The organism is Clostridium sp. AF19-22AC (assembly GCF_003479085.1).
Taxonomy (GTDB): Bacteria; Bacillota; Clostridia; order Lachnospirales; family Lachnospiraceae; genus Faecalicatena_A; species Faecalicatena_A orotica.
Map to the genome: position 1 here is coordinate 1 of NZ_QUGN01000025.1, position 20,759 is coordinate 20,759.

The following is a 20,759-nucleotide window of genomic DNA, read 5'->3' on the forward strand; positions in this document are numbered from 1 at the left end:
TGCCGTATTCATGCGGCTTGTGGCGTTTCGCAAACGCCTAAGTATTGTACAAGCGTGAAAGGGGAGGTTATTTTTGTTTGAGGAAAAGTCTGTAAAAGAGATATCGGATCTGATGCATACGGATCGGGAGAACGGCCTGACAGAGGATGAGACTCGTGTGAGATTAAAAGAGTATGGTCCGAATATCTTAAAGGAGGGGAAAAAGAAAACGCCGGCGGAGGCGTTTTTAGAGCAGCTGAATGACCCGCTGATCTGTGTCCTGCTGGTTGCTGCTCTGGTTTCCTTTCTCTTAAAAGAAGTTAGTGACGCCATTATCATCGCGGTCGTTATAATCGTGAATGCTACGGTCGGTGTGATTCAGGAGGGGAAAGCCCAGAAGGCGCTCGAGTCGCTTAAAAAGCTGACAAGCCCGAAAGCTGTTGTGCGCCGGGGCGGGATTGTACGGGAAATTCCGGCGGCAGAACTTGTAAAGGGAGACCTTGTGATTTTGGAGGCAGGCGCACAGGTACCGGCCGATCTGCGTCTTGTGAAGACGTGGAATTTAAAGATTGAGGAGTCCGCGCTGACGGGAGAATCGCTCCCGGTTAATAAGGATGCGGATTTTCAGGCGTCCGGGGCGCTTCCGGTGGGCGACAGGAAGAATGAGGCATTCATGTCTACACTTGTAACCGGCGGAAGGGGAGAAGGGATTGTCATCGGTGCGGGAATGGAGACCGAGATTGGCAAGATCGCATCCATTATCAACGATGTTCCCAGAGAGTTTACACCACTTCAGAAGAAACTGGCTGACCTCGGGAAGATGCTAAGTATCGTGTCCGTCCTGCTGTGTGTGGCGTTGTTTGTCATTGCAGTCCTGCAGAAACGTAATATTTTAGAAATGCTGATTACAGCGATTTCACTGGCCGTTGCCGCAGTGCCGGAAGGACTGCCCGCCATCGTGACAATCGTACTGGCAATGAGTGTTTCGAAGATGGTAAAGGTACATACGATTGTCAGAAAGCTCCCTTCCGTAGAGACACTTGGTGCAGTCAATGTGGTGTGTTCGGATAAGACTGGCACGCTGACCCAGAACAAGATGACTGTTGTAAAATATTTTGTAAATCAGAATGTTTATAAAAGCAGCGAAGCGGCGCCAGATATGCTGGATGAATTTCTGGAGGGGATGGCACTCTGTAACGATGCGGTGATAACGGACAAGGAGGAATTGGGGGACCCGACAGAACTGGCGCTTTTAAGATTTGCTGAAGGGTACCGCGCCAAAGGCGGTGCATCGGGATATACATCTGAAAATGCGGGGCGTTCGAGAAAAGAAGGTATGGAAGCAAGGATGCCCAGAGTTCAGGAAAAGGCATTTGACTCCCAGAGAAAAATGATGACTACGGTCCACCGTGGCCCGTCCGGATTTGTCTCTTACACAAAGGGGGCACCGGAAATGCTTCTGGGGCGGTGCACGAAGATTCTGGTCAACGGAAGGGCACAGACGATCACGGATTCCCACCGCAGACAGATCCGCCGGGCAGTGGATGATTTCTCGGCACAGGCTCTGCGGGTGTTAGCAGTGGCTGTCAGGCGGGGGGAGAAAGATGTACATGAGGACGGACTGACATTTGTGGGACTGGCCGGTATGATCGACCCGGTCAGACCTGAGGCAAAGGCTGCAGTTGAGCGGTTTAAAGAGGCTTCTGTCCGCACCGTTATGATTACGGGGGACCACATAGATACGGCGTTTGCCATTGCAAGAGAACTTGGAATTGCAAAGAAGATAGATGAATGCATGACCGGGGAAGAGCTGGAAAATCTCTCGGACGTACAACTGAAAGAAAGGCTGAAGAGAACGAATGTATTTGCAAGGGTTTCACCGGAACATAAGGTAAGAATTGTGAAGGCACTGAAAGAAACGGGGAATATTGCGGCAATGACAGGTGACGGGGTCAACGATGCACCTTCCCTTAAGATGGCGGATATCGGTATCGCGATGGGGATCACCGGGACGGATGTCGCAAAGAACGCGGCGGATATGATTCTGACGGATGATAACTTTGCTACCATAGAAAAGGCGATTGAGGAAGGAAGGGGCATCTATGAGAATATTAAGAAAACCGTCCTCTTCCTGCTTTCTTCGAATTTTGGAGAAATCATCACCATGTTTGCCGCGGTAATCATGGGAATGGCATCCCCGCTGAAAGCGAGTCACATTCTGTGGATCAACCTGATCACGGACTCTCTTCCGGCACTGGCGCTGGGGGTTGATAAAAATGATAAAGAAGCACTTATGAAACGTCCGCCGAGAAAAGCGAAGGAAGGATTGTTTGCAAACGGCGGGATTACGTGTACGGTATTCTATGGATGTCTGATTGCGGCAATCAGCCTTACGGCTTTTTTGAAGCTGCCCTGGGAAATACTGGCACAGCAGCAGAAAGCCTTTACGCTTGCAAACATCTCGGGGGTGTTCCAGTCCGCGGAGATTCTTGCAAGGGCACAGACGTATGCGTTTACGGTTCTAGGGATGTCACAGCTGTTCCATGCGCTTGGCATGAAAGATGTACATACCTCTGTCTTTTCGAGGAAACGGGACTTTAATCCGGTCATGCTTGCCGCATTTGGCGTTGGATTCTTCCTACAGGCCGCAGTCACAGAAGTTCCGTATCTGACCGTATTATTCGGAACGGCGGCACTGTCAATAAGAGAATGGGGAGCACTAATCGTACTTGCAGCATTTCCTGTACTTGCACATGAGATTTTCGTTTTGCTGGGAATCGTTGAGAAGGAGGGAGAAACAGGAGAGGACAGGGCAGATTCAAAGCCGGGCACAAGGCGCCGCCAGTTCGGGAAAGGCCTTAGATAGCCTTTCCTGCTGACAATGGCTGTTACAGTTTTTTCCCGAGCATTTCTGGATTGGAAGCGTAGGTCAGGGCGGTCTCCTTCGTGATTGTCCCGCTCTGGCAGAGCTTTAGAAGGTTGGAATCCATCGATACCATGTCCTCTTTTACGGAAGAATAGATGAGGCCGTCTATCTGGTGGACCTTATTGTCACGGATCATATTGCGGATCGCGGGGGTAACTGTCATGATCTCGAATACAGGAGTTACCTTTCCGTCTGTTGTCGGCACGAGCTGCTGTGACACAACGGCGTTCAGAACCATAGAAAGCTGGACGGCAATCTGCCTCTGCTGGTTGGACGGGAATACGTCGATGATTCTGTCGATCGTGTTAGCCGCACCGATAGTATGGAGCGTAGAGAACAGAAGGTGTCCGGTCTCCGCGGCCGTCATGGCGACTGTGATCGTTTCATAATCGCGCATCTCACCCAGCAGGATGACGTTTGGGCTCTGCCGCAGGGCGGCACGCAGCGCAGTTACATAATTATCGGTATCCACGTTGATTTCACGCTGGCTGACTATACACCGGTTATGGCGGTGGAGGAATTCAAGGGGGTCCTCCAGCGTAATGATATGTTCATCCCTCGTTTTATTAATCTGGTCAATAATGCAGGCAAGGGTGGTTGATTTGCCGCTTCCGGCAGGTCCCGTGACAAGCACCATTCCCTTGCTGCTGTTTCCGAGTTCCATGATATAATCCGGGATTCCAAGTTCTCTGTAATCAGGCAGCTGGAAGGTGATAATCCGAATGACCGCGGAGAGAGCGCCCCTTTGTTTGTAAGCACTGACGCGGAAACGGGACACCCCCTGTATGGCGAACGAAAAATCATCATCGCCGTGTTTGTGGAGCTGACTGATATCGCGGTGCCCGGCCAGCCTGTAAATCTCATCTAATATGGCTTCTGTATCGGGCGGCAGCAGCCGGTTGTTATTCTCACGGCTGATGACGCCGTTGACCCGGCAGGATACAGGGAGGCCGGCTATGATAAAGACATCCGATGCGCCCTGTGAGACTGCCTGCTCTAATATTAATTTTGCGTCCATATATTTAATCTCTCCTTACTTCTAAAGATTTCACGGATTAAAACCCCTGCCTACTTCATCAGATTCAGGGTATCATCTCCGCTCCATTCCTGTGTTGCGACCACTTTCCACTGCCGGACCCGGCAGAAACCTTCGGAAATCCGGTCCGTGGGATTCAGTTCGAGGACAACCGACAGTGCCTGCTTTTCATCTACAGTAACCTGATACGCAACAGATGGTGTCCCAGTGGAAAAATCCATTTCCAGTGTGTCCCCAAAAGTGAGCTCACTGAGGCGGCTCTGTACTTCAGCGAAATATGTGTCCGGGGATTCTTTATAAGAATGTGCAAGTACTGCATCAATCGAGTCCAGTATCCCTTCTGCCTGATTGGAGGCTGTGTAATAATCCGTTCTGCGGTCCGCCAGCTTCTGGCTGAACTTGTAATCACTCTGTGCGCTGGAAAGCGAGAGGGTGGCAAATGTTACAAGACACAGGACGAGGAAAATGACCAGCAGTGAAGAGGAACCTATGTTAACAAAAGGAGCTGATTTCTTATTCGTTTCCATTGCTGTACCTCCTTTGCAGGTGATGCGAAATATCAAGGGAATAGATGACACTGCCGTCTTTAAGTTTATTCATCTTCAGTTCTCCATTTAACATGGATTCGTCCTCTGTAAAACGGGCACTCAGACAATATACGGCATCCTTCTTTTTACAGGACTGGAAATCCTCATTATAGTATATTTCAATGCCAGAGCCGCCGGATACCTCTGATTCAGGATATTCTGCTTTGAGCAGGCTGGCAGCGGACGGGATATCATCGGATACATGGATGAGTTCTGCGGTACTGGAGACTTCCGTAACGGCAGTATTAAGTTCCCAGGCGTCCCTGCTCAACAGATGTGATTTCACAAATAATTGTACACAAACAGCACTTGCCATCGAAAAAAAGAGAATCGCAAGGATCAGTTCCAATAGGAACAGACTGGAAGATTTTGCCCGGTTTCTGCGTGTCATAATTGTCTCCTTTGATTAAAATGATCTGTTACTTAGCGGGAAGTACTGTGTATGCTGACAACACAGGAAGCCTCCTGGCCGTCCTCATCTACACAGGTAAAGGAAAACGCCTGCTTTCCGGTCTGACTCATAGTAAAGGACCTGACTGGGAGAATGGTCTTTCCGGCGGCAGCATCAGCTTCCACACCATCCTTGATAAAGATTTCCTTCAAATTCCCCTGGTCCGTGTATATATAAGTAAAATAGGTTTCCTTGTTATATTCCTGCTCGATGACCAGAGCATCATTACCGTCAAACATGCCGATCGAGACATTCCCGTCTTCGTCACCCTGGTGGATTTTCTCGCTGATATAGGACATCGAGGTTCTGGCCGTGTAGTTCAGAGAAGAATGTTCTGTCGTAGACCGGTATATATTCGTGGCAAGCAGGATGACTGTCAGTGCTGACACTGCAAACATGAAGAACAATGCAACAGGAAATAAAAAGTCAATCATATGGTTTCTTTGTGTCCGAAAGCGCATTGTCAGTCCCCCTTCTCAATAATCGTCACATCCGGCAGGATGTTTGCGCCGCTTACTCTGTAATCCACATAAAAACGGCTCTCATCGTAGGTGAGCCCGTAGTGGTCCTTCAGATAATCGAGACTTTCGGGATAGGCACCCTCCACGGCATAACAGTATGTAATATTCCTGTTCAGTGCATTTTCCAGACTCTCCTTCTGACGCCTTAAGGCGCTGGACGACAAAGACTGGATTCCCTGATAAAACAGAATGATAATCAGCAGAAAAGCGCAGACCGAGAGAATAAACTTCCGGTAATTATGCTGTTTTTTCTGATATTGAAACCGGGCCATAAAGCACCTCCTTGGTATATGTGAAGTGGTCAGGGTCTAGATACTGGACATAATCCCCATCAGCGGCAGCATGACGGAGAGCAGGATGACTCCAACGATCAGTGAAAGCGCAATAACAAGTGTAGGTTCCAGAACAGCAAGGGCATTGTTCATCCGGTTATCGATGTCATCCTGATAAAGCCCGGCAATCTTTCCCATGACCTGGTCCATAGAACCGGTCTTTTCTCCGATGGAGGCCATACGGGCATACATGCCGGTAAAAATTCCTGAATCGTGGAGTGCCACGGACAGGTCGCTGCCTTCATTGATAAGATTCTGGCAGGAGTCGATCTTTTTCTGGAAATGAATATCATCATTCAATGCGGTTACCAGTTCCATGCTGCGTTCCGGATTCAGGCCGCTGCTTAAGGTCAATGCCATTCCGCTTGCAAAACGGCAGGCCGCGATTTCTTCGAAGATTGCCCTTGTGAATTTCAGCTTGTACCCCAGCCTGCGGAAGGTCTGTTTTCCGTGGGCCGTCCTAGTTCCATATAAAATCAGTGCCACGATGACCGCAAGGATCACAATCAACACGATAGAATACCGGTTAATTGCATTACCCAGATTCATTAATGTTCTGGAAAACCCGGTCATTTCGGTGCCAAGCTGGATGAAAACCTGATTGAAGATTGGCATAACCTTTACGAGAAGTACGACGATAACGACGACCATCATCCCTGCCATAATCAGCGGGTAAGTGACGGCATTCTTAATACTCTTTGAAATGGAGTCCTCCCTGTCGTAGTGCTCACTCAGTGCGGACATGACCTCATCCAGTGTTCCAGTCTCCTCCCCAATCTGTATCATATGCAGCATATAGGATGGAAAGAGCCCTGTATCAGTCAGTGCCTGGTACAGGCTTCCGGTTTCCTGAATATTTTCTAATACAGTCTGAAGTATCTGCTTTTCATCAGCAGACGACGCGTCTTCCAGCATGATTGTGACGCCTTCAACAGACGAAATGCCGGACTTCAGGATCAGGGCAATCTGCCCGCAGAAAGAAGAGACCTCCATATTTGAAAATGGCTTACCCTGCACTTGTTTCTCCATTGTGTGTCCTCCATTGTTTTCTAATAAGAATATTTCACTTTATAATTGCTTCCGTCACCAATATATTTCCCCACAGATTTTGTGGAGTTATTTGCAGCAAGCGTCGGGTCCATCAGAGACCAGTCTTTGCCGTCAAATTCTATAATCTTGTCGATCCATCCCTTTTCCTTGATGTAAACACTCACCCACGCATGGTATGCTTCTCCTGAATATCCGACCTCAAGTTTTGTCGGGACAGACTGGGAACGAAGCATCGCAGCCATAAGTGAGGCATAGTCGAAACAGATTCCCTCACCGGTGTCCAGTGTTTCATCCAGATTTGGCACATAATCTGTGGGCGTATTTTCTGCCTTTTTCTCGTCATACGCAACATTTTCTATAACGTAATGGTAAACATTTTTTACATAATCCAGATCGTCTGTAGATTTATCGGAAAGTTTCTTGCCAAGTTTGACTGACTGGGAGTCTTTCGTAAACCAGACATACTGGTTCGGATACAGAAATGGCTTGAACTCGTCGGTAATCTTAACGTCCATATCCTGCGAAAAAGCGATGGCATACTGCTTATCCCTGACATGTTCCAGTACATCCATGTGATAACCGCCGCTGCCGCCTGTCAGGGGAAAGGTTGTTAAGGAACTGTCAGTTATTGTATAAGTATAGACCGTTCCGTCAGGGATTGTAACCTGAAGCTTCATCTTGGCGGCATTCCCCTTGTACTGGAGCATAATATATCCGTCACTCGTATTGGAAGCATCTATAGAAACGATATCATTTCCATATACGACTTTCCCAGTGTTTTGGGGAGTCAGGATCTGCAGGGCACTCTCCCTTTTTTTCCCTTCCGAGGCAGAAGCATCGGATATGTCAGATCCTTTTCCAGAACAGCCTAAGAGAAAGGCGGACATGATGAAGGCTATCAGAGTCACACTGATAAAACGGAAGTTTCTTTTCTTCATCACATCACGCCTCCTTTTTACATTCTTCTGACGGATAAATTTCATCACTGCTTCAATTGTACCATTAATGTTAAAAAATGCAAAGTGTAAATCTGGCCGCTGAATATGAGTTTACAGTATTTTTCGGTTATGTTAAAATGGGTACAGGCTTTTAATCAGAAAGGGAAAATCACACATGCAGATGCGTTTTGAGGTCCCGGACACCTTCTGGAGTTTATTCCGTTCGGTGAACCGGGATGTTTATATTGAAGCATTACTAACAATAAATGAAGAATACCAGTACAGTAACTATTTTTTAACAAGAGAAGCATGTATCCAGGTTCTAAGTGACATGAATGCGAAGAAGCGCTTTGAACTGATGCGTGAGGAAGATGAGACAGAGTTTGATATGCTGGAGACTCCGTCATCACGTATTTTAAACTGGCTGCTGCGCAAGGGCTGGCTGAAAAAGATCGAGGATTATAACACGCTGGCTACGAACATTGTTATACCGGATTATTCTGCTATTTTCATAGACGCCTTTGAACGTTTGACTTCAGAAGATATGGAGGAAACGGAAATTTATATCCAGAATGTTTATGCGACGCTGTTTTCTTTTAAAAATGATTACAGGGTAAATCTAAATATGCTGCGGACCGCATTGATTAATACGAGGCGGCTTAACAAGGCTCTTCAGGATATGCTGCATAATATGGATAAGTTTTTTTCAAGGCTTCTGGACCAGAAATCTTATGGGGAGCTTTTAAGGGAGCATCTGGAAGGATATGTGGAAGAGATTGTACGTAAGAAATACCATATTCTGAAGACTTCGGATAACTTTTATATCTATAAGATGGATATTAAGAAGGTCTTAAGGGACATGCGCGAGGACGAAGAGTGGATAGAGACGGTTCGCGGGCGTTCCCGGGCGCAGGGAGATACGGGGGAAGACGTGCTGGACCTGCTGGATATGATTGAGCGCGGATTTGACGACATCGAACACCGTATATCGAATATGGATAAGGAGCATACGAAGTATGTCCGGGCTACGGTGACAAGGCTGAATTATCTGCTGAGCGGTGAGACAGATACGAAGGGACTGGTGATCCAGCTGCTGAATCAGATGGCTGCGAGTGAAGAGTATGAGGAAATGCTGCAGATTACAGGGCAGAAGATGAACCTGTCTCTGTTGGAAATCATTTCGGAGAAGTCTTTATATAAGCGGCGGAAAGGGCGGCAGGATTTCATCAGCCAGATGGCGCCGGAGGAAGTGGCGGAGGATCTGGACCGGGATGACGTGCTGAAACTGAATAAGATTCAGGCAAGGTACAGCAAAAGTCAGATCGAGGAATTTATTGAAGAGCATATGGACGGAGAAATCATGGATGCGGCAAAGCTGAAGATTGCAGACGGTGAGGCGTTTGAGAAGCTGATACTGGCCTATGACCTGAGTACCAGAAGGAACAGTAAATATATGGTGCTTGACGGGGAACCGGATATGATCGAACATGACGGTTACCGGTATCCGGATTTGAAGTTTGTACGCAGAAGATAGGAGATTACATATGACAGGATATTATGAAGAGCTTCTGGTGGAGGAGCAGGAGGCCGTTACAGAGGTGATCCAGCTTCTGCTGCGCCAGACATTCCTGCTGGAGCGGAAGTTTGATAAGCGCGCCGGCCGGCTGGCGTTTGTGAAGGAATACAGGACGTGCAGCAAGCATATCGAATTTTTAACGGAGTATTTTAAGGTTGCCGGGATCGAGCTGCATGAAAATGCCCAGATGGGGCTTATCTACATACAGGGCGAAACACTCTGGGGGGAGAAGCTGCCGAGACTTGCGACGATTTACCTGCTTATTCTGAAGCTGATCTACGATGAACAGATGGCGGCGGTATCTTCCAGCAGCCACATTGTGACGACGATGGGGGCTGTCAACGGAAAGGCCGGGGAATTTAAGGTATTGAGGGGGCTGCCCTCGCCCACGGAGATGAGAAGGACAGTTTCGCTGCTGAAGAAATACCAGATTATTGAACCTCTGGATGTGCTGGAGGAATTAAATGAACATACCCGCCTGATCATTTACCCGTGCATCAATGCGGTGCTGATGGGGGATGACATCCGCAAACTGCTGAATACGTTTAACGAGGAGGACAACATTGGAGAAGAATCAGCCGTTCAAGGCACTCTCGAAGATATGCCTGAATAACTGGCATTATATAGATAAAAAGATACTGACACTGAATGAGGGGATTAATTTTTTTACCGGACACTCCGGAAGCGGAAAGTCTACGGTGATTGATGCACTTCAGATCGTGCTGTATGCGAATACCGACGGAAGGGGTTTTTTTAACAAGGCTGCCGCGGATGACTCGGACAGGACCCTGATAGAATACCTGCGGGGGATGGTGAACATCAGTGAGAACAATGAGTCGCAGTATCTCAGGAACCGTAATTTTTCCAGTACGATTGTGCTGGAGCTGGAACAGACAAACACAAAAGAAAAGCAGTGTGTCGGGGTTATTTTTGACGTAGAGACAGCGACAAATGAGATTAACAGGCTCTTTTTCTGGCATACGGGAGGCCTGTTGGAAAACGGCTACCGGGCGGACAAGCGCTGCCTGACTACGGCCGAATTCCGCGAGTATCTGCAGAGGACATACCCAGTGGAGCAGTATTACTGTGGGCCGAGTAATGAACGGTTCAGGCGGCAGCTGTATGATATCTATCTCGGCGGTCTGGATATGGATAAGTTTCCGAGGCTGTTTAAGCGTGCGATCCCATTCCGCATGAATATCCGTCTGGAAGACTTTGTGAAGGAATATATCTGCATGGAGCAGGATATCCATATCGAGGACCTTCAGGAGAGTGTCATGCAGTATGGCAGGATGCGCAACAAGATTGAGGAGACGCTGGAGGAGATCCGGCGGCTTCAGGAGATACAGGACAGTTTCAGGAAATATCAGGAACAGGTAAGGGAAGCCGGGGCGTGTACCTATCAGATTGATAAGCTGGAAATGCTCCAGCTGAGGGCAAAGATACAGGAACTGACGGACAGGATCGGGAACCGTCAGGAGGAAATCAGCCGTCAGGAGGCTATGAAGGTCCGTCTGGAGGAAGAGGAAAAGGGCATTCAGAAGGAGTATGAGGAAGTGCTGCTCCGGATTAATAATAGTGGATATTCGAGTCTTGAGACAGAACTTTCCGGTGTGAACGAGACGCTGGAGAGACTGGAGGGCAGCCGGGCCAGATGGATGCAGACGGCAGAGCGGCTGAACGAGTGGAAGACGAGGGATATCACACCGAATCAGACGGTATGGGATATCGAGAAGTTTGAAAAGGGGAATATTTCCGCTGAGGAGCTGACACGTTTGAAGACAAGCCTTCTGGAGCTAAAGGAAGAGCTTGAGGAAGAACGGCGCGACACCGATGCCAGACTGCGGAAGATCAAGAAGGAAGAAAACGAAGCCCGTGAGGAACTTAAGGAACTGAAACAGGGGCGCAAGGCCTATCCGAAGGAGCTTGAGGAAGCGCGATATGAGCTTCGGGGCCGCCTGCATGAGCGGTGTGGGAAGTTTGTGAATGTCCAGATTCTCGCCGATCTTCTGGATATCCGGGATGAACGGTGGCATAATGCCGTGGAAGGGTATCTGGGAAATAATAAGCTGCTGCTCGTGGTGGAACCGGAGTATGCGGCAGTGGCGATGGACATTTATGAAGAAATGGATAAGAAGAAATTCTTCCGCGCAGCTGTGCTGGATACGGAGAAGGTTATGGAGAGTGCTAAGAAGGGCGGCCATTCTGTCCGTCCGGGGTCGCTTGCGGAAGAAGTCACAGCGAAAGAGGAATATGTCCGTGCATATGTGGATAACTTCCTTGGAAATGTGATGAAGTGTGAAAATCTCGACGAGCTGCGTACGAGCAGGGTTGGAATTACACCGGACTGCGTTCTGTACCACAGCTTCCGGCTGCAGCATATCAATCCGGAAAATTATACGAGAAGGGCGTATATCGGTGAGACGAGTATGCGGCAGCGGATCAGGCAGCTGGATGAGAAATGCCAGACCCTGCAGAAGGAACGCCTGCCGCTCATGGAGATTGTGGAGGAACTGAAGAAGACGGGGCAGCTGGAAAGTCTGCAGCAGCCGGCTGAAGATTATCTGGAATGGCAGTCAGATATGGAAAAGATTGCGGAGAAGGAACGGCGCAAGGTGCAGCTGACCGGAAAGATGAGACAGCTGCGTGAAGAGTCTGTGTCTGCGTGGGAAATCGAGAAGCTGGAACTGATGCGTCAGCAGGAGGAGAAGAAAGCGCAGATACAGAAGGTGCAGGAGGAGATCTGGAAGAATAAGGATTTCATCAGTAAATGCAAGTCTGACAATCTGGAGCTGAACACGCAGCTGGCCGACAGGGAGCGCTATTTCCACGAGGATGCGGCCTTCGAAGAGGCGTTTAAGGCATTTATGGAGGGGCGGAAGTCGTCCAATTATGAATACCTGAGAAGGCAGCGCTTAAGTGACCGGGTTCCGATGGAAGAAAAGCTGGAACGTGCCTATCAGGAGCTGGTGGATGTGCGAAGCCACTATATACAGAAATATCCGAACCGGACATTTTCGACGAGTATTAAGGACAACAGGCCTTATGACAGACTGCTTACAAGCCTTGGCTGCGACCACCTCGAGACCTATAAAGAGGCGGCAAAGGAACAGGCACGTTCTGCGGTAGAGCATTTTAAAGATGACTTCATCTTCAAGATCCGCAGTGCCATCCGGGAGGCTTACCAGAGAAAAGACGAGCTCAACCGGATCATCAGCAAGCTGGATTTTGGCAAGGATAAGTACCAGTTTGTGATCACGAAGAATAAAGGGTCGGATGGAAAGTACTACAAGATGTTCATGGACGATTCTCTCCAGATCAACCCGTCCCAGCTGACCGACGCGATGGAGAATCAGCTTAATATGTTTACGATGGAACACGAAGACCAGTACGGCGATATGATGAACGAGCTGATCAATATCTTTATCCCGCCGGACGATGCCACGAGGGAAGAACTCGAGGAAACCAAAAAGAACATGGATAAATATGCGGATTACCGGACCTACCTGTCATTTGACATGCAGCAGATCGTGCAGGGTGAAAAAGACATGACAATCGGGCTGAGCAAGATGATCAAGAAAAACTCCGGCGGGGAGGGACAGAACCCCCTGTATGTAGCACTTCTGGCAAGCTTTGCACAGGTATACCGGATCAACCTGTCACCAAAGATCCAGAGAAACCCGACAATCCGTCTTGTCGTACTCGATGAAGCCTTTTCCAAGATGGACGCAGAAAAAGTTGCAAGCTGTATCTCACTCATACGCGGGCTCGGGTTTCAGGCAATCATCAGTGCAACCAACGACAAAATACAGAATTATCTGGAAAATGTAGACAAGACATTCGTATACGCAAATCCAAATAAGAAGCATATCTCAATACAGGAGTTCGAAAAAGGCGAATTTGCTGAACTGATTGAGGAAGAGTAGTGCCGAGGTGCAAAGGGGTCAGACCCTTTTGCCCTCCATATTCAGAATATTCAGAAAACGGTGCGCAAAAGGGTCTGACCCCTTTGCACCTCAAGGAGGTAAGTTATGGATAGTAAGAAGGACAGCTGGCTGACCCCGGTCCCCAAGCAGTCATTATCGAAGATGGTTGTGGAAAAGATCAAGGAGGGGCTGATCAGCGGTGCTATTACCCCGGGTGAATTTCTGCCGTCCGAGACGGAGCTTTCAGAGAGGTTCGGTGTTGGCAAATCCAGTGTGCGCGAGGCAATCAAGATGCTGGAGGCTCTCGGGGTTGTGGAAATATGTAAGGGAAACGGCAGCAGGATCCGCACGACTGTGGATTCTTCAGTTATGAACCCGCTGATATTCCAGCTGATTCTCCAGAGCAGGGAAGAGAGCAGGGACAAGCTGGTTGAATTCAGGCGCATGATAGAAGTATCAGGCAGCCTTCTGGCTATTGACAATGCCGGGGAAGAGGATATTGCAAAATTGAAGGCGGTCCACGAGCGGACGAAAAATGATTTTAAAAAGGGTAAGGCTACTGTGGATAATGATATGGAATTCCATAATATGATATACGAAAGTACGCACAATCCATTTGTCGTGAGCATTGGCCGCAGTATTATGGAGCTCTTCCAGCCGTCGCTTGTTATTGCCAACAGGGACTATTCAAAGATTGTGACGGACAACCATGATAAAATACTAAAGGCCCTTGAACAGCGTGATAAAGCTGCAATGGAGGATGCGATTATATTATCCCTCGGGAAATGGAAAGAACTGGCACTGGATGAGTGTCTGGATTAGAGAGAAGAAGATGTGTCTGCTAATGAAAGGCGGATGCATCTTTTTTTGTACTTCTTTAAATAAAAACTGCATTTATTTGTGAAATGTGTACATAAATTAAGCGGAAAAATTGTTGAAATAGTCAAAGTTTATAAATCCTATTGACCTTTACCTGAAATAGTGCTAACCTAACATCAGAGAACAGACATCAGATGTCTGATGTCAAAACAAAAAACAAGTTAAAAGGAGAAATTATTATGGCAAACATTTATTATGATGACGATGCAGATTTGGGGCTGGTAATTGACAAAACAGTGGCTATTATCGGTTATGGGAATCAGGGACGCAGCCAGGCGCTTAATATGCGTGATTCAGGGATTAAGAATGTGATCGTGGGAAGCAGGCATGATGAATCTTTCGACCAGGCCAACGAAGATGGATTTATGGTATACTCTATTGAAGAAGCAGCAAAGAAAGCGGATGTTGTGTTCCTTCTTCTTCCTGACGAAGTGGCCCCGGAGATTTATGAAGCACAGATCGCACCATACCTTGAACCGGGCAATGTTTTGAATTTTGCATCCGGTTATAATATTACATTTAAGAGGATCACACCGGCGGAAGGGCTCGATGTAGTTATGGCGGCGCCGCGTATGATCGGCAAGGGGGTACGTGAACTGTTTGTAAGCGGAGAAGGCTCACCGGCATTCGTTGCGGTTCATCAGGATGCTTCCGGCAAGGCACTGGAATACGGAAAGGCACTCTGCAAGGCAATTGGGGCCACAAGGAAGGGAGCGATCGAAGTTACATTTGATGACGAGACCTGTCTGGATCTGATGGCAGAGCAGGGAACATGGCCAATTATTTATAATGTTTTTGTAGAGGCGTTCAGGCTTCAGGTGGAGATGGGGCATCCAGAAGAAGCTGTACTCATGGAAATGTATTTATCCAAGGAGCCGGCAGTTATGATGGAAAAAGCGGCTGAAGTAGGATTTTTCCGGCAGCTCCCGTACCACTCACACACAAGTCAGTATGGTCAGCTGATAGGTTTTAACGATGTAGATACAAGCCAGATCCGCAGTTTCTTAAAAAACCGCTATGACCGTATCAAAGGCGGGGAATTTGCGGAAGAATGGGATAAGGAGCAGCATGAAAATAATCTCAGTACGCTGAATAAGCTTGAGGAGGATGCTTTCAATTGTGATTTCACGAAGGCAGAGGACCGTTTAAAAGCCAGATTAAAGTAAAATCGATACATAAAAGTCGTTCTGCTGTGCGCAGAAACAGCAGAGAAGGAGGACATTTTGAATATCATGGTTTTTGTTTGGTTAGTCGTGGCAATTGCCATTATCCTGTTTGCGATTTTAAAATTGAAACTGAATCCCGCCATAGCACTGGTTCTCGGTAGTATTTTCATGGGGCTTGCATCAGGGCTTGGAGCCTCCAATACAATTACGACTATAGGCAGTGGATTCGGGAACCTCATGACAGGAATTGCACTGCCGGTAGGTTTTGGCGTTATACTGGGTCAATTGCTCTCGGATTCAGGCGGTGCAAAAGTGATTGCAACTACGATGATCCAGAAAACATCTGAGAAGTATGCATTGTATGCACTCGGAATTACCGCATTTCTTCTGTCGGTGCCTGTATTTTATGATGTGACTTTTGTTATTTTAATTCCACTTGCAATTGCGGTATCGAGACAGATCCACAAACCCCTTCCTTATACAGTTGGTGCGATGATTATCGGGGCGGGTGCGGCCCATACGCTGGCGCCTCCGACGCCCAATCCGCTGGCTGCAGCGGAAATCCTGCATTTTGATCTGGGGGTTATGGTCATTGTTGGAATCGTTCTGGGGCTTGTTGCAGCAATGATTGCAATGAAAATATATTTTACCCTCCTTGATAAAGGATTCTGGAATAAAGAAAAAGACGAAACCGGTGTAGAGGTGTATGAAGAACATACGGCAGAGGTTAGAAAAGCGGAACCGACCTTCTTTATGTCGATGATACCGATTCTCCTTCCCGTAGTTTTAATTCTGGTAGGGACTGTAATGGATGCGGTTCTGGAGGAAGTGCCTGAGGCAGTCATATTTTTAAGTAATAAGACAACCGCATTGCTGCTCGGAGCGCTCAGTGCTTATGCAATCTCTGCAAGGGCAATGAATAAAGAAGAACGTGACCAGTCTGCAACAGAAGCATTAAAAAGCTGCGGGATTGTGCTGTTAATTACCGGAGCGGGCGGCTCATTCGGGGCAATTATCAGTGCAACTGGAATGGCGGATATGCTTGCGGATACAATACAAAATATTTCGGCTTCACCGATCGTGGCGCTTCTGATTGCATTTGTCATAGCAGCGCTGTTCAGGGTGGCCCTTGGTTCGGGAACGGTAGCTTCTATTACGACCATGACAATCATGGCATCTGTACCAGCAGCTGTCGGCATGCATCCGGTCTGGATGGCAATTGCATGCCTGTCAGGGTCACTGAGCTGCGGGCATGTAAATGACAGCGGATTCTGGGTAAGCACCAATTTGTCAGGCTTCACCATTACGGGGGGACTAAAAAGCTACACACTCGGAAATGCAATTACTGCGGTTATCGCGATGTTGTTTGCGATTGTCGGATGCTTGGTAATACCGATTTAACTATGAATAGACATCCAATGATTTTATTTTTATAAAGAAGTAAGAACCGGCTGTGGATTTATGCAGCCGGTTTTTGATGTAATATTCAGCAGCACGGCCTGTTTTCAGGGAAAGTTTATGCTTGACAGCATCCCGCAGGCAAAGTAGGATGGAAGAAGAGACACGTTTACATCGACTTCAATTGGAGGTAAAGGTATGAATTACGAGATTAAGGGCGGCGCATTTCCCGTTGTGGAATGTAAACTCGAAGACCGCGAGCAGATGATTACTGAGAAAGGGTCAATGGTCTGGATGAGTCCGAATATGCATATGGAAACAGCCGGAGGCGGAATCGGCAAAATGTTCTCCAAAGCATTTTCCGGAGAAAGTATGTTCCAGAACATCTATACAGCACGCGGTGCAGGGCTGATTGCATTCGGCTCAAGCTTTCCGGGCAGGATCATGCCGGTACAGATTTCCCCGGGGCGCGAAATGATCGTACAGAAGACGGCATTTCTGGCATCTGAAAGCAGTGTGGAATTATCAATCCACTTCAATAAAAAACTGGGAGCAGGCGTATTTGGCGGGGAAGGCTTTATCATGCAGCATCTGTCCGGCAGCGGGACTGCGTTTGTTGAAATCGACGGCGAACTGGTGGAATATGAACTGTCGGCAGGGCAGCAGATTGTCGTTGACACCGGAAATGTTGCCGGCTTCGAGGTAGGCGTCCAGATCGATATCCAGCAGGTACCCGGCCTGAAAAACAAACTGCTCGGCGGTGAAGGCCTGTTCAATACAGTCCTGACCGGCCCTGGAAAAGTCTGGCTGCAGACCATGCCGATCTCCAGCGTAGCAGCGTCTATACGGCCGTTTATTCCGACAGGGAATGCATAATGCCCGGAGCAGATATCGGCTAAATTTTAAGAATATTCTGAATACGGACCGCAAAGGGGTCAGACCCCTCTGAAGAAAGGAGTACTTACATGAGGTTCATGATTGCATCAGATATCCACGGCTCTGCCTTCTACTGCAGGCAGATGCTGGAAGCATACGAAAGAGAGAAGGCGGACAGGCTGTTGCTGCTGGGTGATATTTTGTACCACGGTCCGCGCAATGACCTGCCGAGGGATTATGCGCCGAAGGAAGTCATTGCCATGCTGAATCCGATGAAGGAGCATCTGCTTTGTGTGCGTGGAAACTGTGACACAGAGGTGGACCAGATGGTGCTGGAATTTCCGATCATGGCGGAGTACTGTTTTCTGGATCTTGACGGGCAGTCTGTGTTGGCGACGCACGGGCATGTCTGGAATCCATCCAATCCTTTGATGTTGAAAAAAGGGGATATCCTGTTAAACGGTCATACCCATATCCCGGCATGCGAGGAGAAGGACGGGTATATTTATATGAATCCGGGCTCTGTTTCGATACCAAAAGAGAATTCGGCGCATAGTTATATGATATATGAAAATAAAATCTTTGAATGGAAAGATATGAATGGAGAGGTTTACCGGACATGGAAAACAAATATGCACTGCTGATAGATGCGGATAATGTTTCTGCTAAATACATCAAGCCGATACTAGATGAGCTGTCTAAGTACGGAAATGTAACTTACAAGAGAATTTACGGGGACTGGACGAGTACGTACAGTTCGAGCTGGAAGGAGGAGCTTCTCCAGAATTCGATTACACCGATCCAGCAGTTTAGTTATACACATGGGAAAAATGCTACAGACTCCGCGATGATTATAGATGCTATGGATATGCTGTACACGAGTGATTTGGAGGGATTCTGCCTTGTTTCCAGTGACAGCGATTTTACAAAACTGGCCAGCCGCCTGCGTGAAAGCGGCAAGACCGTGATCGGTATGGGTGAGGATAAGACGCCGGCGCCGTTCCGTAAGGCATGTGATATCTTTACGGTGCTGGAGCTGCTGCTTGAGGATAACATGATCGAGAAGGAAGAGAAACCTTGTGTCCATGCTACCGGAAAAGAAAACAAGAAGAGCAGTACAGATGTAGTGTCCAAGGCACAGATAGAAGAAGCAGTCGTAAAGATTATCACAGAGAACCAGAATGATGATAAGGAGACCGGCCTGGGGGAAGTCGGAAGCCGTCTTGTAAAATTATACCCTGATTTTGATGTGCGCCGTTATGGTTACAGCCTCTTGTCAAAGTTTCTGGAAACATTTCCGAAGCTGAAGCTGAAACAGGATGGAACGCAGGTTACGGTGACGGTTTACGAAGATAAGAGCAAGAAAGAGATGTTGGAAGAGTATGTGATCATGCTCGTGCAGAATGCAGGGGCTCAGGGTGTTTCGCTAGGGACGCTCGGCAATAAGATCAGGAATCGTTTCGGTGACTTTAAGGTGAGAGATTATGGATATTCTCAGTTCAAGCAGTATATCCAGAGCTTCTCGGATATTCAGATCAGGGATGACGGAGAGCAGAACTGGGCGGTATACAATAAGAGCGGTGAAAAATAGTCAGAATTATCTGAAAACGGACCGCAAAAGGGTCAGACCCCTATGCAGATGACTGCATGGGGTCTGACCCTTTTGATCTTTGAAAGATCCATCCCACGGTTTATTTATCATAAATCGTTTTGATTTCCAGAAATTCCTCGTATCCTTCTATACCGCCTTCGCGTCCCAGTCCGGATTGTTTATATCCGCCGAACGGTGAGGCCTCATCCCACTGGCCTTCATTCACATACACGGTTCCGGTTTTCATTTTTCTTGCCGTTTCATTGGCTTCTTTTTCCGGCCCGTATACTGCGCCGGCAAGTCCGTAGATGCTGTCATTTGCTATTTCAATCGCTTCTTCTACTGTCTTGTAAGTTAGTACAACAAGAACTGGTCCAAAGATTTCTTCTCTGGCAATGACCATGTCCGGGGTTACATCACAGAAAATAACGGGTTTTACATTGTAGGAGCCATTATCTTCCGGTACTTCTCCTATTAAGAGGCGTGCGCCCTCGCTTATGCCTGTTTCGATATATTTCCGCACTCTGTCGAACTGCTTTCTGGAAGCAAGGGGCCCGAGTGTCGTTTGTGGGTCGTTAAGCGGGCCAAAATGATATTCCGCCGCTTTTCGTTTCAGGATTTCTTCTATTTTACCCGTTTCATCTTCCGGTACGAGCATTCTTGTCAAGGCGTTGCAGGTCTGTCCCCCGTTGAGCATGACGGTTTCCAGAACCCCGTTTACCCCGTTCTCCCAGTCGCCGCCTTTCAAGAAGATGGCAGCGGATTTGCCGCCCAGCTCCAGAGCCAGTTTTTTGATGTTGCTGAGGCCTTTGATGGCAACAGCCCTTCCGGCATCGGTAGAACCTGTAAAGGAAATCATGTCTACGTCTGGGTGAGCGGCCAGTGCGTCACCCACTTCCCCGCCCCGTCCGGTTACGAGGTTGAATACACCGGCCGGGTAGCCGGCCTTGTGGATTTCTTCTGCAAGGATATAGGCGGTCATTGGTGTGAACTGGCTGGGCTTTAACACAACACAGTTCCCGGCAAGCAGTGCAGGCACTACTTTCTTCTCAATCTGCTCCAGAGGGAAATTCCACGGAGTCAGTCCTCCGACTACCCCGACTGGTTCTCTTACAACAACAGAAGTCTGGCGGCGCTCCTCATATGGGAAGTTTTTCGCAACCTTAATATAATGTTTCGCCTCAAGGATAAACGGATCGGTATGAACTTCGGCGGACACCTTGTAAGGGGAGCCGAGTTCTTTTGTGATCGTTTCAATCAGGTCCTGCCTTCTGGATTCCAGACCGTTTACCACCTTTTCCATCAGGGCCGTCCGCTGTTCAAGCGGCGTATACTGCCAGGTTTCAAAGGCAGCTCTGGCGGCCCTCACAGCCTTGTCAACATCGTTCTTGTTGCCACGCGGGACTTGGGCGAAGATTTCATGTGTGTCAGGGTTCTCAATGTCGATATACTCATGTCCTTCTGATTCAACCCATTCCCCGTTTATATACAATTTACGAATATCCATAAGTTTTCATATCCTCCTTC

Annotated in this window: 18 protein-coding genes; 10 read left to right on the forward strand and 8 right to left on the reverse strand. The window is 48.0% G+C overall.

The features are described 5' to 3' along the window. Window positions 1–73: 73 nt before the first annotated feature. Window positions 74–2,845: a cation-translocating P-type ATPase gene (locus tag DWX43_RS21675; protein WP_118621830.1), complete on the forward strand. Its 2,772-nt coding sequence runs from the start codon at window positions 74–76 to the stop codon at window positions 2,843–2,845. A 22-nt stretch (window positions 2,846–2,867) separates the two neighbouring features. Here DWX43_RS21675 and DWX43_RS21680 read toward each other — a convergent pair whose 3' ends face one another. From DWX43_RS21680 to DWX43_RS21710, 7 genes are read right to left on the reverse strand one after another with little or no spacing between them, the layout of a single operon-like run. Further along, a complete protein-coding gene (locus DWX43_RS21680) occupies window positions 2,868–3,923 on the reverse strand; it encodes a PilT/PilU family type 4a pilus ATPase (protein ID WP_118621831.1) in 1,056 nt (351 codons plus the stop codon). 50 nt (window positions 3,924–3,973) lie between these two features. Beyond that, window positions 3,974–4,468, reverse strand: coding sequence for a hypothetical protein (locus DWX43_RS21685; RefSeq protein WP_118621832.1), 495 nt, complete (start codon window positions 4,466–4,468; stop codon window positions 3,974–3,976). After that, window positions 4,455–4,919 (reverse strand): hypothetical protein, encoded by a 465-nt coding sequence (locus DWX43_RS21690; RefSeq protein WP_118621833.1) that lies wholly within the window; start codon window positions 4,917–4,919, stop codon window positions 4,455–4,457. The genes DWX43_RS21685 and DWX43_RS21690 overlap by 14 nt, the downstream gene beginning before the upstream one ends. A gap of 32 nt (window positions 4,920–4,951) precedes the next feature. Continuing rightward, window positions 4,952–5,440 carry a DUF4860 domain-containing protein gene (locus DWX43_RS21695; protein ID WP_118621834.1) on the reverse strand — a complete coding sequence of 163 codons (489 nt, stop codon included), beginning with the start codon at window positions 5,438–5,440 and terminating at the stop codon, window positions 4,952–4,954. A 2-nt stretch (window positions 5,441–5,442) separates the two neighbouring features. After that, on the reverse strand, window positions 5,443–5,772 hold the full coding sequence (locus DWX43_RS21700) for a hypothetical protein (protein WP_118621835.1): 330 nt from the start codon (window positions 5,770–5,772) through the stop codon (window positions 5,443–5,445). A gap of 36 nt (window positions 5,773–5,808) precedes the next feature. Next, on the reverse strand, window positions 5,809–6,861 hold the full coding sequence (locus DWX43_RS21705; protein WP_118621836.1) for a type II secretion system F family protein: 1,053 nt from the start codon (window positions 6,859–6,861) through the stop codon (window positions 5,809–5,811). A gap of 20 nt (window positions 6,862–6,881) precedes the next feature. After that, the gene (locus DWX43_RS21710) at window positions 6,882–7,820 is read right to left on the reverse strand and encodes a transglutaminase-like domain-containing protein (protein ID WP_118621837.1); all 939 of its coding nucleotides are present in this window, start codon (window positions 7,818–7,820) and stop codon (window positions 6,882–6,884) included. Window positions 7,821–7,995: 175 nt separating this feature from the next. Here DWX43_RS21710 and DWX43_RS21715 point away from each other — a divergent pair, with 175 nt between their 5' ends. From DWX43_RS21715 to DWX43_RS21755, 9 genes are all read left to right on the forward strand, one after another. Further along, entirely contained in the window at window positions 7,996–9,354 is a 1,359-nt protein-coding gene (locus tag DWX43_RS21715) for a Wadjet anti-phage system protein JetA family protein (RefSeq protein ID WP_118621838.1), read from the forward strand. Window positions 9,355–9,364: 10 nt separating this feature from the next. Further along, window positions 9,365–10,009: a DUF4194 domain-containing protein gene (locus tag DWX43_RS21720; RefSeq protein WP_118621839.1), complete on the forward strand. Its 645-nt coding sequence runs from the start codon at window positions 9,365–9,367 to the stop codon at window positions 10,007–10,009. After that, on the forward strand, window positions 9,960–13,322 hold the full coding sequence (locus DWX43_RS21725; RefSeq protein ID WP_118621840.1) for an SbcC/MukB-like Walker B domain-containing protein: 3,363 nt from the start codon (window positions 9,960–9,962) through the stop codon (window positions 13,320–13,322). Before DWX43_RS21720 ends, DWX43_RS21725 begins: the two co-directional genes overlap by 50 nt. 105 nt (window positions 13,323–13,427) lie before the next feature. After that, a complete protein-coding gene (locus DWX43_RS21730; protein ID WP_118621841.1) occupies window positions 13,428–14,144 on the forward strand; it encodes a FadR/GntR family transcriptional regulator in 717 nt (238 codons plus the stop codon). A gap of 236 nt (window positions 14,145–14,380) precedes the next feature. Beyond that, window positions 14,381–15,367 carry a ketol-acid reductoisomerase gene (gene ilvC / locus DWX43_RS21735; RefSeq protein ID WP_182440788.1) on the forward strand — a complete coding sequence of 329 codons (987 nt, stop codon included), beginning with the start codon at window positions 14,381–14,383 and terminating at the stop codon, window positions 15,365–15,367. 66 nt (window positions 15,368–15,433) lie between these two features. Beyond that, window positions 15,434–16,768, forward strand: coding sequence for a GntP family permease (locus tag DWX43_RS21740; RefSeq protein ID WP_242996200.1), 1,335 nt, complete (start codon window positions 15,434–15,436; stop codon window positions 16,766–16,768). Window positions 16,769–16,963: 195 nt separating this feature from the next. After that, window positions 16,964–17,641 carry a TIGR00266 family protein gene (locus tag DWX43_RS21745; RefSeq protein ID WP_118621843.1) on the forward strand — a complete coding sequence of 226 codons (678 nt, stop codon included), beginning with the start codon at window positions 16,964–16,966 and terminating at the stop codon, window positions 17,639–17,641. Between the two features lie 89 nt (window positions 17,642–17,730). Beyond that, window positions 17,731–18,285, forward strand: a complete 555-nt coding sequence (yfcE, locus tag DWX43_RS21750) for a phosphodiesterase (protein WP_109732799.1) — start codon at window positions 17,731–17,733, stop codon at window positions 18,283–18,285. After that, the gene (locus tag DWX43_RS21755; protein WP_118621844.1) at window positions 18,261–19,232 is read left to right on the forward strand and encodes an NYN domain-containing protein; all 972 of its coding nucleotides are present in this window, start codon (window positions 18,261–18,263) and stop codon (window positions 19,230–19,232) included. The genes yfcE and DWX43_RS21755 overlap by 25 nt, the downstream gene beginning before the upstream one ends. Window positions 19,233–19,332: 100 nt before the next feature. On the opposite strand, the gene DWX43_RS21760 is transcribed toward DWX43_RS21755, so the two are convergent. After that, a complete protein-coding gene (locus tag DWX43_RS21760; protein ID WP_118621845.1) occupies window positions 19,333–20,739 on the reverse strand; it encodes an aldehyde dehydrogenase family protein in 1,407 nt (468 codons plus the stop codon). Window positions 20,740–20,759: the final 20 nt, after the last annotated feature.